Source organism: Aquabacterium olei, from assembly GCF_003100395.1.
Taxonomy (GTDB): Bacteria; Pseudomonadota; Gammaproteobacteria; order Burkholderiales; family Burkholderiaceae_C; genus Aquabacterium; species Aquabacterium olei.
The window spans coordinates 3,658,448-3,671,324 of sequence record NZ_CP029210.1 but is presented as its reverse complement, the minus strand read 5'-3'; the positions used below and the strand labels follow the sequence as shown (position 1 = coordinate 3,671,324).

10 protein-coding genes are annotated in these 12,877 nt (G+C 70.1%); 4 read left to right on the top strand and 6 right to left on the bottom strand.

From position 1 onward, the window contains the following. Positions 1-294 precede the first annotated feature (294 nt). The gene (locus DEH84_RS16430) at positions 295-1,983 is read left to right on the top strand and encodes a long-chain-fatty-acid--CoA ligase (RefSeq protein WP_109037885.1); all 1,689 of its coding nucleotides are present in this window, start codon (positions 295-297) and stop codon (positions 1,981-1,983) included. A 13-nt stretch (positions 1,984-1,996) separates the two neighbouring features. Here DEH84_RS16430 and DEH84_RS16425 read toward each other — a convergent pair whose 3' ends face one another. From DEH84_RS16425 to DEH84_RS19655, 4 genes are all read right to left on the bottom strand, one after another. Next, positions 1,997-2,554: a YaeQ family protein gene (locus DEH84_RS16425; protein WP_109038460.1), complete on the bottom strand. Its 558-nt coding sequence runs from the start codon at positions 2,552-2,554 to the stop codon at positions 1,997-1,999. A gap of 37 nt (positions 2,555-2,591) precedes the next feature. After that, positions 2,592-3,476, bottom strand: a complete 885-nt coding sequence (locus tag DEH84_RS16420; protein ID WP_159099013.1) for an alpha/beta hydrolase — start codon at positions 3,474-3,476, stop codon at positions 2,592-2,594. A 53-nt stretch (positions 3,477-3,529) separates the two neighbouring features. Further along, positions 3,530-4,357: a 2-oxo-tetronate isomerase gene (gene otnI / locus DEH84_RS16415; RefSeq protein ID WP_109038459.1), complete on the bottom strand. Its 828-nt coding sequence runs from the start codon at positions 4,355-4,357 to the stop codon at positions 3,530-3,532. Positions 4,358-4,506: 149 nt separating this feature from the next. Then, on the bottom strand, positions 4,507-6,291 hold the full coding sequence (locus DEH84_RS19655) for a methyl-accepting chemotaxis protein (RefSeq protein WP_109037882.1): 1,785 nt from the start codon (positions 6,289-6,291) through the stop codon (positions 4,507-4,509). 151 nt (positions 6,292-6,442) lie between these two features. Here DEH84_RS19655 and DEH84_RS16405 point away from each other — a divergent pair, with 151 nt between their 5' ends. Together DEH84_RS16405 and DEH84_RS16400 are read left to right on the top strand one after the other, a co-directional pair. Next, positions 6,443-7,978 carry an MFS transporter gene (locus DEH84_RS16405; protein WP_109037880.1) on the top strand — a complete coding sequence of 512 codons (1,536 nt, stop codon included), beginning with the start codon at positions 6,443-6,445 and terminating at the stop codon, positions 7,976-7,978. A gap of 83 nt (positions 7,979-8,061) precedes the next feature. After that, positions 8,062-9,042, top strand: coding sequence for a M48 family metallopeptidase (locus tag DEH84_RS16400; RefSeq protein WP_109037878.1), 981 nt, complete (start codon positions 8,062-8,064; stop codon positions 9,040-9,042). An 18-nt stretch (positions 9,043-9,060) separates the two neighbouring features. Here DEH84_RS16400 and DEH84_RS16395 read toward each other — a convergent pair whose 3' ends face one another. After that, positions 9,061-10,494 (bottom strand): aminotransferase-like domain-containing protein, encoded by a 1,434-nt coding sequence (locus DEH84_RS16395; protein ID WP_109037876.1) that lies wholly within the window; start codon positions 10,492-10,494, stop codon positions 9,061-9,063. Between the two features lie 237 nt (positions 10,495-10,731). Between DEH84_RS16395 and DEH84_RS19190 the strand changes: the two genes are divergently transcribed. Next, a complete protein-coding gene (locus tag DEH84_RS19190) occupies positions 10,732-11,058 on the top strand; it encodes a DUF2917 domain-containing protein (RefSeq protein WP_159099012.1) in 327 nt (108 codons plus the stop codon). Positions 11,059-11,096: 38 nt separating this feature from the next. Here the strand turns inward: DEH84_RS19190 and DEH84_RS16385 are convergent, their stop codons facing one another. Then, on the bottom strand, positions 11,097-12,641 hold the full coding sequence (locus DEH84_RS16385; protein ID WP_109037872.1) for a methyl-accepting chemotaxis protein: 1,545 nt from the start codon (positions 12,639-12,641) through the stop codon (positions 11,097-11,099). Between the last annotated feature and the right edge of the window lie 236 nt (positions 12,642-12,877).

Below are 12,877 nucleotides of genomic sequence, written 5' to 3'. Positions count from 1 at the left end.
GGGGCCGACCGGAGGCCCCGACGCCCCGTCACCCGAGGCGGCTGCTGTCGGCCGGAGGGGGCCGCAGTGGGATGAATCCTAGGGGGCCGATGCCGCGGGCGAACCCTCGAAGAACCGCCGCGTACCACGTGACTTCGAGGCATCCGGGCGCTTTCACGACGCGGAAAAACGCGCGCAGGACCGAACGTTCGTGCGGCGCCATTGGGGCCATCCCCCGCACATGCGGGGCGCCTTCCTTGGAAGAATGGGGAGCCCAGACTGGCGCGGGCTTCGCGGCCCGCAGGAGACACGGAGATGGACAAGATCTGGCTCAGGCACTACCCGCCGGGCGTGCCGCACACCATTGACCCTTCGGCCTACCGCTCGCTGGTGGCGCTGATGGATGAGGGCTTCAGCCGGCACATCCGCCTGTCGGCGTTCGGCTTCATGGGGCAGCGCTGGCAGTTCGCCGACATCGACGTGGCCTCGCGCGCCATGGCGGCCTACCTGCAGAGCCTGGGGCTGCAGCCCGGCGACCGGGTGGCCGTCATGCTGCCCAACATCCCGCAGTACCCGGTCACCGTGGCGGCCATCCTGCGTGCGGGCTATGTGGTGGTCAATGTCAATCCGCTGTACACGCCGCGCGAGTTGCACCACCAGCTGAACGACTCGGGCAGCAAGGCCATCGTCATCCTCGAGAACTTTGCGACCACGTTGCAGCAGGTGCTCAAGGACACGCCGGTTCAGCACATCGTGCTGGCCACCATGGGTGACATGCTGGGCCTCATCAAGGGCGCGCTGGTGAACCACGTGGTGCGCAAGGTCAAGAAGCTGGTGCCGCCCTTCAGCCTGCCGCAGGCCGTGCCGTTCAAGACGGCGCTCAAGCGCGGCGCGCGCCTGCCGTTCAAGCAGGCCGATCCGGGTCCCGACGATGTGGCCGTGCTGCAGTACACCGGCGGCACCACGGGCGTGAGCAAGGGCGCCACCCTTCTGCACCGCAACATCATCGCGAACCTGCTGCAGTCGGAGGCGTGGAATGGCCCCATGCTCAAGCAGATTCCGCCGGGCGAGCAGACCGCCATCGTGTGCGCGTTGCCGCTGTATCACATCTTCGGCTTCACGGTCTGCATGATGCTGGGCCTGCGCATGGGCACGCTCAACATCCTGATCCCCAACCCGCGCGACCTGCCCGCCACGCTCAAGGAACTGCAGAAGTGGCGGTTTCACAGCTTCCCGGCCGTCAACACGCTGTTCAATGCGCTGGCCCACCACCCCGATTTCGACAAGGTGGACTGGAGCAACCTGCGTCTGAGCGTGGGCGGCGGCATGGCCGTGCAGCACGCCACCGCCAAGCTCTGGAAGGACCGCACCGGCTGTGCGGTGGCCGAAGGCTATGGCCTGTCGGAGACCTCACCGTCCGTCACGTGCAACCCCGTGCAGAGCACCGCCTTCAGCGGCACCATCGGCCTGCCCTTGCCCTCCACCGAGGTGACGGTGCTGGATGAAGACGGCAACGAGCTGCCGCTGGGCACACCGGGCGAGCTGGCCGTGCGCGGTCCGCAGGTCATGGCCGGCTACTGGAACCGGCCCGAAGAAACCGCCAAGGTGATGACGGCGGACGGCTTCTTCCGCACGGGCGACATCGCCACCATCGACGAGCGCGGCTACGTCAAGATCGTCGACCGCAAGAAGGACATGATCCTGGTCTCGGGCTTCAACGTCTATCCCAATGAGATCGAGGACGTGGTGGCCTCGCTCGAGGGCGTGCTCGAGTGCGCGGCCGTGGGCATGCCCGATGCGCAGTCCGGCGAGGCTGTGCGGCTGGTGGTGGTCAAGGCCGATGCGGCGCTGACGGAAGACCAGGTGCGCGCCCACTGCGCCCAGCACCTGACGGGCTACAAACGGCCCAAGCTGATCGAGTTCCGCACCGAGCTGCCCAAGACGCCGATCGGCAAGATCCTGCGTCGGGCCTTGCGCGACGACCCGCCCCGCGCGGCCGGTTGAATCGGCGCCAGGCTCAGTCGGGGCCCATCAGGCGCTGCGGCACGACCTCGATCGAGGTCGTGCCGTCGCTGACCCACGCGGTGCCATCCTGCACGCTGACCTGCAGCTGCATGCTGCGCTGCGCGAAGGCGGCCAGGGCTTGCGTCTGCTCGCTGGGCAGCTGCCACACCGTCAGGTTCTGTGCGCGGGTCAGCTTGTTCGCGATGCCGTCCCACCAGATGGGCGTGCTGCTCTGGAAGGCCCACAGGCTCACCCGACGAGCCCGTCCCGCGGCCTTCATCAGGCGCTTGTCGTCGGGCTGGCCCACTTCCACCCAGTGCAGGATCTCGTCGGAATAGTTCTTGTGCCACAGCGCCGGCTCGTCCGGCTCCCACATGTCCTTGGCCAGCTCCAGCGTGCCTTCGTTCGTGTCGGCGGGCCAGCCCAGGGCCAGGGCCAGCACGCGCACCATCATGCGTTCGTCGGTCTCGGAAGGGTGGCGCGCAATGGTCACGCCGATGTCGGCGTACACATGGCGGTCCATGTCGGCCAGGTTGATCTGGGCTTTGTAGATGGTGGCTTTGAGCGCCATGGCGGTGTCGATCGGGTCGCGGAAGGGGAACCCGCCATCATCCTCCAAAAATGCCGCCCAGCCACGCCATGACGGCATCGAGCACCTGATCCTGCTCGACTTCATTGAACACCTCGTGCGACAGGCGCGGCCAGGGCACGGCGTGAACGAGCGCCCGCGGCGCGTGGGCGGCAAAGGCCTCGGAGCCCTGGGGACGCACGCAGCGGTCTTCGCCACCCCAGGTGATGAGCGTGGGCACTGTCCAGTGCGGCGCACGGGCCAGCACGGTGTCGCCCGCATCGAGCAGAAAGCGGGTGAGCCGGCCGGTGACGCGGTCGTGCACCAGCGGGTCGGCCAGGTAGGCGGCCACGGTGGCGGGGTTGTGGCAGACCCATTCGGGCTTGAGGCCGTTGCCCACCGCCACGTCGGGCGTGAGTTTGCCGACGGTGGCCAGCAGGCCTTTCTGCACGTTGCTGATCGGGATCTCCAGGGCCGGTGACGACAGCACGAGGGCCTCGACCGGGCGGGCCCACGGGGTGGCTTCGGGCGGTGTGGCGAGGGCCGCTGCGAATCGCGCCGCGATGGCGCCACCCAGGCTGTGCCCCACCAGCAGGAGGGGCAGGCCCGCGCAGGCCGCGCGGGCGGCGTCGACCACGGCGGCGGTGTCGTGGAGGAAGTCGTCGTCGGCGTGCAGCGCGCCGCGTGCACCCGGGGAGCGCCCGTGGCCGCGGTGATCGCAGCCGAACACATGCCAGCCCTGGGCGTTGAGCCGGGCGGCCACGTGGGCATAGCGGCCGAGGTGTTCGCCGAGGCCATGCACCAGCACGGCCACGCCGCGGGCGGGCAGGGGGCCGGTTGCTGGCCAGGCGTGGGCGTGCAGAGCGAGCCCGTCGCGGGTGGGCACGGTGGCGGGGAAGGCGGGGGGCTGGGTGGTCACGGTCATCGGGGTGGCAGAAGACGGGTCACAGGGGGGGCACGGCGAAGGCGCAGCGTGGTTCAGATGGCGCGGCCGGCGTCGCGCAATGCCCGCAGCCATCCCAGGCCGTCGTGGGCCGAGCTCTGGCGCGGGCGGTATTCGCAGCCGATCCAGCCGGACCAGCCCAGGCGCTGCAGTTCATCCCACACCCAGGGCCAGTTCAGTTCGCCATCGTCGGGCTCGCCGCGGTCGGGCACGGCTGCCACCTGCAGATGCCCGACGCGGCCCGAGGGCAGTGCGGCGCGCAGGTGCGTGGTCAGGTCGCCGTCGACGATCTGGGCGTGGTACAGGTCCATCTGCACCTGCAGATGCGACGAGCCGATGCGTTGCACCAGCGCGTGCGCGTCGGCCTGGCGGTTCAGCAGGTAGCCGGGCATGTCGCGCGGATTGATGGGCTCGATGGTGACGACGTGGCCGGCGGCCTGCGCCTGCCCGGCGGCCCAGGCAAGGTTGGCTTCGTAGGTGGCCCAGGCCCGGTCGCGGGTGCCGGGCGCGTCGGCGCACAGCCCGGCCATCAGGTGCACCCGTGGGCAGCCCAGCGCTTCGGCCCGCGTCAGGGCCTCGTTCACCACCCGGCGGAAGTCGGCTTCCCGCCCCGGCAGGCCCGCCAGGCCCCGTTCACCGCCCGCCCAGTCGCCGGGTTCGGCGTTGAAGAGAACGAGCTGGAGCCCGTTTTCGCGTAAGCGGGCGCTCACTTCTTCCATCGGGTGCTCATGCGGGAACAGGCATTCCACGCCGGTGAAACCATCGCGGGCGGCGGCGGCAAAGCGGTCGAGGAAGGGCAGCTCGGTGTAGAGCCAGCTCAGGTTGGCGGCAAAGCGCAGAGGTGCGGGGCGGGGCGAAGACATCGCCACAGCGTAGCGCAGGGCGGGGCGGCCCGCTTGACGCACTCCGCCGGTTCACCGTGGGTGATGCGCGCCAGAAACAGACAGGCCGACCGGAGAACCGGTCGGCCTGGCGAGGGGCAGGGGCCGTCAGCGACGGCCTGGGGGGCAGATCAGAAGGTTTCCCAGTCGTCGTCGGCCGGCGGACGGGCAGCCACGGCCACCGGTTCGGCCGGCGGGGTGTGCGGCAGGCTGGCGCGGGCCGGGGCGGCCTTCGGTGCAGCCGGTGCGGCAGCCGGGCTTGCCTTGGGCAGCGGCTTGACTGGTTCGCGGGCGGCAGCCTGGGCCTTGGCGATCACGGTGTGGGCCGCCGTGTCCGCCGTGTTGGCGGGCGCGCTCGGTGTCGGAATCGGGGTCACCGGCGTCACGCCCAGGCTGCGGGCGGCGCCGCCCCCGAGCTTGAAGGCGGACACGGCCTGGGCCAGGCGGGCGGCCTGGTCCTTGAGGCTTTCCGCCGCGGCGGCCGATTCTTCCACCAGCGCGGCGTTCTGCTGCGTCATCTGGTCGAGCTGCGTCACGGCCTGGTTGACCTGGCCGATGCCCTGGCTCTGCTCGGTTGACGCCGCGCTGATCTCGCCGATGATGTCCGACACGCGTTGCACGCTGGTCAGGATCTCGTTCATCGAGTTGCCGGCGTCCTTCACCAGGCGCGAGCCGGATTCGACCTTCTCGCTCGATGCGTTGATCAGGGTCTTGATTTCCTTGGCGGCCTGGGCGCTGCGCTGGGCCAGCGTGCGGACCTCACCGGCCACCACGGCAAAGCCACGGCCCTGCTCGCCGGCACGCGCCGCTTCCACGGCGGCGTTCAGCGCCAGGATGTTGGTCTGGAAGGCGATGCCGTCGATCACGGTGATGATGTCGGTGATCTTGCGGCTGGCGCCGTCGATCTCGGCCATGTTGGCCACCACCTGCGAGACGATGTGCTCGCCCTGCTGGGCGGCCGTGGCGGCGCCGGAGGCCAGCTGGTTGGCCTGGCGGGCCGAGTCGGCGCTCTGGCGCACGGTGCCGGTCAGCTGTTCCATCGAGCTGGCCGTCTGCTGCAGGTTCGACGCCGTCTGTTCGGTGCGCATCGACAGGTCCTGGTTGCCGGTGGCAATCTCGGTCGAGGCGGTGCTGATCGAGTCGGTGGCCTGGCGGATCACGCCAATGGTGTCGCGCAGCTTGTGCGTCATGGACACCACCGAGGCGTGCAGCGAGCCCTCGTCGCCCGGCGTGCGTTGCAGGTTCAGGTCGAGGTCGCCTTCCGCGATGCGGGAAACAGCGTCGCGCAGGGCGGTGGGCTCGGCGCCCAGGTCACGCCACACCGAGTTCACGATGGCGGCCGACATCAGGCCGAGCACACCCAGCACGATGATGCCGGTGCCGACGGTCACCCACAGCGCGGTCTTCACGCCGCTGTTGGCGCTGGCCTGGGCGGTGTCGATGGCGCTGCGCGCTTCGGTCTTGCGGGAGTCGAGCGCCTTCTGCAGCACCTGCAGGCTGCTCTGCATCTGCGTGACGAGGTCGCCCGGTGGCTGGCTGGTCAGCAGCGCGCGGGTGGCGCCGATGGCCGCTGCCTGGTAGGCATCGAAGGCGCCGCTCAGTTCCTTGGCCACGCCGGATTTTTCCGGCAGCCGGGCCATGGCATCCAGTGCCGTGCGGGCCGTGCCCACCTGGGCCTCGGCTTCCTTGAGCTTCTCGGCCTCGCCTTCGGCAGCGGCCGTCTGCAGCGTCAGACGAAGTTGTTCGGTGGCGCGGTCCACGGTCATCACGTGGGCCATGTGGGGGTTGTCGACCTGGTAGAGCTGGTCGAGGACGGCCGACGTGCGGTCTCCCACGAAGATGCTGACAGCGACGCCCACCATGAACACCGCGGCAGCGCTCACCGGCAGCATCCAGATTTTGGTGCGAAAGTTCATTTTGCCTCCTGCTTCGGGCGACAGCGCTCCATGAAGCCTGGTGCCTCACCCGTTCGGTTCTATCGGCATCATCCGCGTGGAACTGAAACCTGAAGTGGCAAAAAGTCCGCTTTCCGAGGGCTAATCCGGCCCCGCTTCCTACAATCCCCGCATGTCTGCCCCCCCTTCCGCGTCTGCCGCCCCGGCGGCCCCCGCCCCTGCCCACCGTCGCCTGATGTTCTGGGTGGCGCTGCTGTACTTCTCGGAAGGCCTGCCTCTGGGGGTGTTCTACGACCTGTTTCCCGTCAACCTGCGGCAGGCCGGCGTGGGCCCGGCCGAGATCGGCCTGCTGAGCCTGCTGGGCCTGGCGTGGACGGTCAAGTTCCTGTGGGCCCCGCTGGTCGACGCCTGGCGCGGGCACCGGGTGTGGATTGCCGGCGCCAACCTCGGTATGGCCGCCGTGCTGGCCGCGCTGGCGGCGCAGCCCGAGGTGCTGGGGCAGGGCGCGACCTGGCCCTGGGTGCTGCTGGCGGCCTTCACCTTTCTGTCGGCCACCAACGACATCGCCACCGACGGCTACACGATCGAGTTGTTGCGCAAGGACCAGTTCGGGGTGGCCAACGGCCTGCGCATCGGTTTCTACCGCGTGGGCATGCTGGCGGCCGGCGGGCTGCTCGTGGTGGCCGGCTGGGCCGGGACGACCGGGCAGCCCAACTGGTCGGCCGCCTACCTGATGGGGGCCGCGCTGATGGTGGGCAACGCCGTGCTGCTGCTGATGGCGCCGGCCCAACCGCCGCGCCCGCCGCGCGATGCCGGGGCCTCGCGCCGCGAATGGGCCACGTTGCGCGAGCAGCCGCTGTGGCTGGTGGCGTTGGCGCTGGTCCTCTCGGGCCTGCTGTGGCCGGTGCTGGGCCCGGTCGCCAAGGCGGTGGGCTGGTCGGCCGTGCAGGCCGTCAGCAGCACCTGGTGGTTCAAGGGCGCGGTGCCGGTGGGGCTCATGTTTGCCGGTGCCGGGCTGATGGTGACCGCCGCGCGCGGCCGCAACGCCCACGCCCTGGCTGACGGCCCGGTGTTCGGCGCCTGGGTGGAGCTGCTGGCCCGGCCCGGCATGCTGGCCGTGCTGCTGTTTATCCTGCTGTTCAAGCTGGGCGATGCGGCCATGGGCTTCATGGTCAAGCCGTTCTGGGTGGATGCCGGGTTCACGCCCGCGCAGATCGGCCTGGTCAGTGTCAACGTCGGGCTGGGGCTGTCGATTGCCGGGGGGCTGGCCGGCGGCTGGTACGTCGACCGCGCGGGCATCTTCAAGGGGCTGTGGGTGCTGGGGCTGGCGCAGGCGCTGTCCAACCTCGGGTATGCCGTGGCGGCCTGGTATGTGCCGCACACCGAGCCGGGTCAGGCCATCCCGCTGGCCCACCAGGCGGCGGTGTACGGGGCCAGCGCGCTGGAGAGCTTCACCGGCGGCCTGGGCACCGGCGCCTTCATGGCGTTTCTGATGGGCATCACCAGCAAGGCCCGCGCCACGACCGAGTACGCCATCCTCTCGTCGATCTTCGCGTTCTCGCGCGCGGTGGCGGGCTGGGCCGGCGGGCTGGGCGTCGAGCAGATGGGCTACGCCGCCTTCTTCTTCCTGACCTTCTGGCTGTCCTTCCCGGCCTATGGCCTGCTGCCCGCCGTGCGGCGTATGCTGGATCGGGCCGACGCGCGTTAAGACAATCAGGCCGGGGCGCACTGCCTTGAGAATGTGCCCCGCGCCCTCATCTGCCATCCACCCTCTTCACGATGCCTGCCGCCATGAACCTCTCTGCTTTCCTCCGTGTCCGCCCCGCTGCGCTGGCCGCGCTTGGCCTGGCGGCGGCACTCGGTTTCAGTGCACCGGCCGGGGCCCAGGCTCAGGAGGAGGGGGTGCGCAGCGCCGTGGGCAAGCAGTCGGCCTTTGCCCGATTCGTGCCAGCCGAAGACATCGAGGCCGCCGCGTCCCAGCAGTACGCGCAGATGGCGTCCCAGGCGCGCCAGCAGAACGCGCTGCTACCCGACAACCACCCGCACGTGGTGCGCCTGCGGGCCATCGCCCAGCGCATCATCCCGTACAGCCTGGAATGGAACAGCCGCGCCCGCGACTGGAAGTGGCAGGTCATCGCCCTGCAGTCGAAGGAGCTCAACGCCTTCTGCATGCCGGGCGGCAAGATCGCTTTCTACACCGGCATCATCGAGCAGCTCAAGCTGACCGACGACGAGGTGGCCATGATCATGGGCCACGAGGTCGCGCATGCGCTGCGCGAGCACGCTCGTGAGCGCATGGGCAAAACGGCGGCCACGAAGGTGGGTGCCAACCTGCTGTCCAGCCTGCTGGGCCTGGGGGGCACGGGCGACGCGCTGCTGAACATGGGCGGCCAGCTGCTGACGTTGCGCTTCAGCCGCGAAGACGAGTCCGAGGCCGACCTGGTCGGCATGGAACTGGCCGCGCGAGCCGGCTACGACCCCCGCGCTGGCGTGAGCCTGTGGCAGAAGATGGGCGCGGCTGCCAAGGGCGCGCCGCCGCAGTGGCTGTCCACCCACCCGTCGGGCACGTCGCGCATCCAGGAGATTCAGGCCAGCCTGCCGCGCGTGCTGCCGCTGTTCGAGCGGGCGGCCAAGCCGCCGCGCCGCTTTGATGCGCCGCTGCGCACGGGCGCGCTTGACCCGATGGAGGCCCTGCAGCTGGGCTTCTGGGGCCGGGGCGAGGTGCGCCTGGGCACGGTGGCGGCCCTGGGCCAGCCGCACGCGCACGACTGACGCGGCCGGCGCGCCGCTTCAGTGCCCTGCAGCCAGCTGCTGGGCCAGTTGCCCCACGCGGGCCAGCGCGCGGCGCTCGGGCTCGCCCCAGTGTCCGCCCAGCCCCAGCCGCATGCAGTGCTGGAAGCGCCCCGTGGCCGAGAACAGGCTGCCCGGCGCGATGCAGATGCGCTCGTCCAGACAGGCCTCGAACAGCGCGATCGTGTCGACCTCGTCTGGCAGGGCCAGCCACAGGATGAAGCCGCCCGCGGGTGCCGTCATGCGCGTGCCCTTGGGGAAGTGCTTCGAGATGAGGCTGCGCGCCTCGTCCATGCGCGAAGCGACCACACCGCGCAGTTGCCGGTAGCTGGCCTCGATGCCGGGCTGGGTCAGCAGGTCGGCCAGCGCGCGCTGCAGCACCACGGTCTCGCTGCCGCTGGTGGCGGCCTTCAGGCGCTGCAGGCGTTCGGTCCAGGCGGGCGCGGCAATCCAGCCCAGGCGCAGCCCGGGTGCCACCGTCTTGCTGAACGAGCCGCACAGCATCACCTGCCCCGCCGTGTCGAACGACTGCACCGCGCGGCGGCGTTCGTCGTCCTCGCACAGGTCGTTGTAGAGCACGTCTTCGATCAGCGGCACCTTGTGCCGGGCCAGCATCTGGGCCAGCCGCTTGCGCTCGGGCGTCGGCATGCTGGCGCCGATGGGGTTGGACAGCGTCGGCACGGCCAGCAGCGCCTTCACGGGCTGGGTGTCGAGCGCGAGCTGCAGCGCGTCGAGCGACAGGCCGGTGCGCGGGTGGGTGGGGATCTCGAGCGCGCGCAGGCCCAGGTGCTCGAGGATCTCGAGGAAGCCGTAATACGTGGGGGATTCGAGCGCCACCACATCGCCCGGCTTGGTGACCGTGCGCAGGCACAGGCTGATGGCCTCCAGGCAGCTGCCGGTCACGATGACGTCGTCGGCGTCGATGTGGCAGCCCATGCGCAGCGCGTGCCGCGCAATGGCGCGACGCAGTGATTCATCCCCCGGGCCGATCGGGTACTGGCACAGCGTGCTGCGGTGGCGCTGCGTGGCGCGGCTCAAGGCGCGGCGCACGCGTTCCTGCGCGAACAGCGAGGCATCGGGACACGCGGCGCCGAAAGAGACGAAGTCCGGGTCATGGGCCAGGCTCATGATCTTGGCCGACAGGGCCGTGATGCCCACGGGCACCGAACGCCGCGGCGGGCGCGAGGTGTCGGGCTCGGGCAGCTCGGGCGGGCGCGCCGCCACGAAATAGCCCGAACGCGGCCGGGCCTCGATCAGCCGGGCGTCTTCCAGCGTGCGGTAGGCCTGCACGACCGTCGACTGCGAGACGCCATGCTGGCTGGCCAGCAGCCGCACGGACGGAATGCGCTCGCCGCGCGGCAGCGTGCCGGTCCGGATCTGCCGCGCCATCGCGTCGGCGATCTTGAGGTACAGGGTGTCGGTTTGCGGCTCCATGATGGAACCATTCTGTACGGAATCAGGGTGACTTGACCAGTACAGATGCCGGTGAGGCCAACCATCACAGACGGGCGCTGGGCCCGCCAGAGCAATACAGATGGCCGTGAGGCCGACCATCACAGTGCAGGGCGCTGGATGCCTGTATGGCTCCGGCCCGTCGGTTCCTGCATCTGCACGAATGCGCAGCCGCGTCGCACGATGGCATCACACCAACATCACGCTGTGGAGCCCGACATGACCTCGCTGCTGCACCCTGTCCTGCCCCGCCTGCTGGCCGCGCTGTCCCGGCGCGCGGACCACGCTGCCGTCCGCACGCAGAAGCCCGCCCGCGCTGCGGCGCCCGTGTGGACCTTGCCAGACGGCCTCGCGTGCACGGTCGTCCTGCGTCGGGGGCAGGCACTGCAGGTCCATCAGGGCCGGGTGTGGCTCACCTCACCCGGTGTGGCCGACGACCACTTCATCGAAGCTGGGCAGCACTTCGGCGTCACGGCCCGCACGGTGTGCGTGCTGGAAGGCTGTGGCGACCAGGTGGCGCGTTTCAGCGTCGGCGCCGTTCGTTGAAAGCGGGCAGGCCGGCCGATTGAAGGCCGGTCACCGCGTCAGGCTGCCTGCACGCGGAAGTGCCCGGTGGTGCGCAGCAGGCCGGTTGCCTGTTCGCGCAGCGAGGCCGCTGAGGCGGCCGACTCCTCCACCAGCGCGGCGTTCTGCTGCGTGAGCGAATCAAGGTCGCCCACCGCGCGGTTCAGCTGGCTCAGTCCATGAGCCTGTTCGGTCAGGCGCTGGTTCATGGCGCTCATCATGTTCGACACGCGGTCGATCGTGTCGATGATGGACTTCATCTCGGCGCCGGCATCGCGGGCCAGTTGCCCACCGTTGTCCACCTGTTGGGTCGCGCTGCGCACCAGCTGGTTGATCTCACGGGCGGCCTCGGCCGAGCGCTGGGCCAGCTGGCGCACTTCCGCCGCCACCACGGCAAAGCCGCGCCCCTGTTCGCCCGCGCGGGCGGCTTCCACCGCCGCATTGAGGGCCAGCAGGTTCGTCTGAAAGGCGATGGCGTCGATCACGCCGGTGATCTGGGCGATCTGGGTGGAGCCCTTGGCGATGTGCGACATGCTGTCGACCACGCTGAACACGATCTCGCCGCCCTTGTGCGCGGCCTGGGCAGACTGCTGGGCCAGACCGGCCACCTCGCTGGCGGTGCGTTCCGAATCGCCCACCGCTTCGGTGAGCTGCGCCACGGCCGAGGCCGTTTCCTGCAGGTCGGCGGCGGCCTGCTCGGATCGCTGCGACAGGTCGAGGCTGCCCTGCGCCACCTCGGCGCTGGCGGTGTCGATGGCCTCGGCGGCCTGCTGCACGTCGGCCACCAGCGCCCGCAGGCTGGCCTGCATGCTGGACAGCGCCCGCAGCAGGGCGGCCACCTCGCGGCTGCCCTGCACCGCAATGCGCTGCGAGAGGTCGCCGTCGGCCACGCGGTGCGCAATGTCGATGGCCTGCTCCAGCGGCTGGAGGATGGAGCGCACCGTCATCCACAGGGCGGGCACCAGCACGCCCAACACGAGCAGCGCCAGGCCGGCGGTCAGGGTCAGCTGTGTGGTCGCGATCTGGCGGACGTCGGCGGTGCGGTCTTCGGCGGCCTTCTGCACCCGGCTGGCGAGGGCGTCCAGCAGCGGATCGGCGTCGTACATCGCCTTCTTGGCCGGCCCCATCTGCTGGTTCGCGTCGGGGGCGGTGACGATCTGCCCGTTGATGGTGCGCTGGATCACCTCGGCCGCGGCGGTCTCGTAGTCCTTCAGGTGCGCGGCGATCTTCGGGCAGTCGGCGCACTGGCCACCGGCCTGCAACTGCTGCAACACGGCCTGGGTGGCGTGGACGGCCTTCGTCCACTTGGCCTGGTACTGCTGGGCCTTGTCGACCTCGTCGATGCTGAGCAGCACGTCCTTTTCATAGCGGCGGATGTCGCCCATCGCCATGCGCAAGGTGGTGAGCCGGCCCTGCGTGATGAATTCGTGCTCGGCAAAGGCGCCGAACTGGTTGCGCAGGTGCGAGACCGAAAGGGCGCCGAGGCTGCCGACCAGAATCAGGGCGCCGACGGCCAGCAGGCCGAGGGCGATCAAACGGGCGCGAATGGAGAGGGCGTTCAGCATGAGCGGCTTCCGTGGCAGGGCGCCGGGGTACAACTTCGGGAGGGGCGCCCTCCGGGGGATATCGGCGTTTACCCCCGACGCTGAATGGCCCGCGCACGGAAATTGTTCGGGCGAATCTGTGCGCAGGCGCACGCTGCGCTTGCCAGATTTCACTGCGGTGACATCGGCCCGTCACATCGGCTGAAAGGGTGGGGTGCCGCTTTCCTGTCGGCGCGGCGCGACGCGGTGTCCGGGTG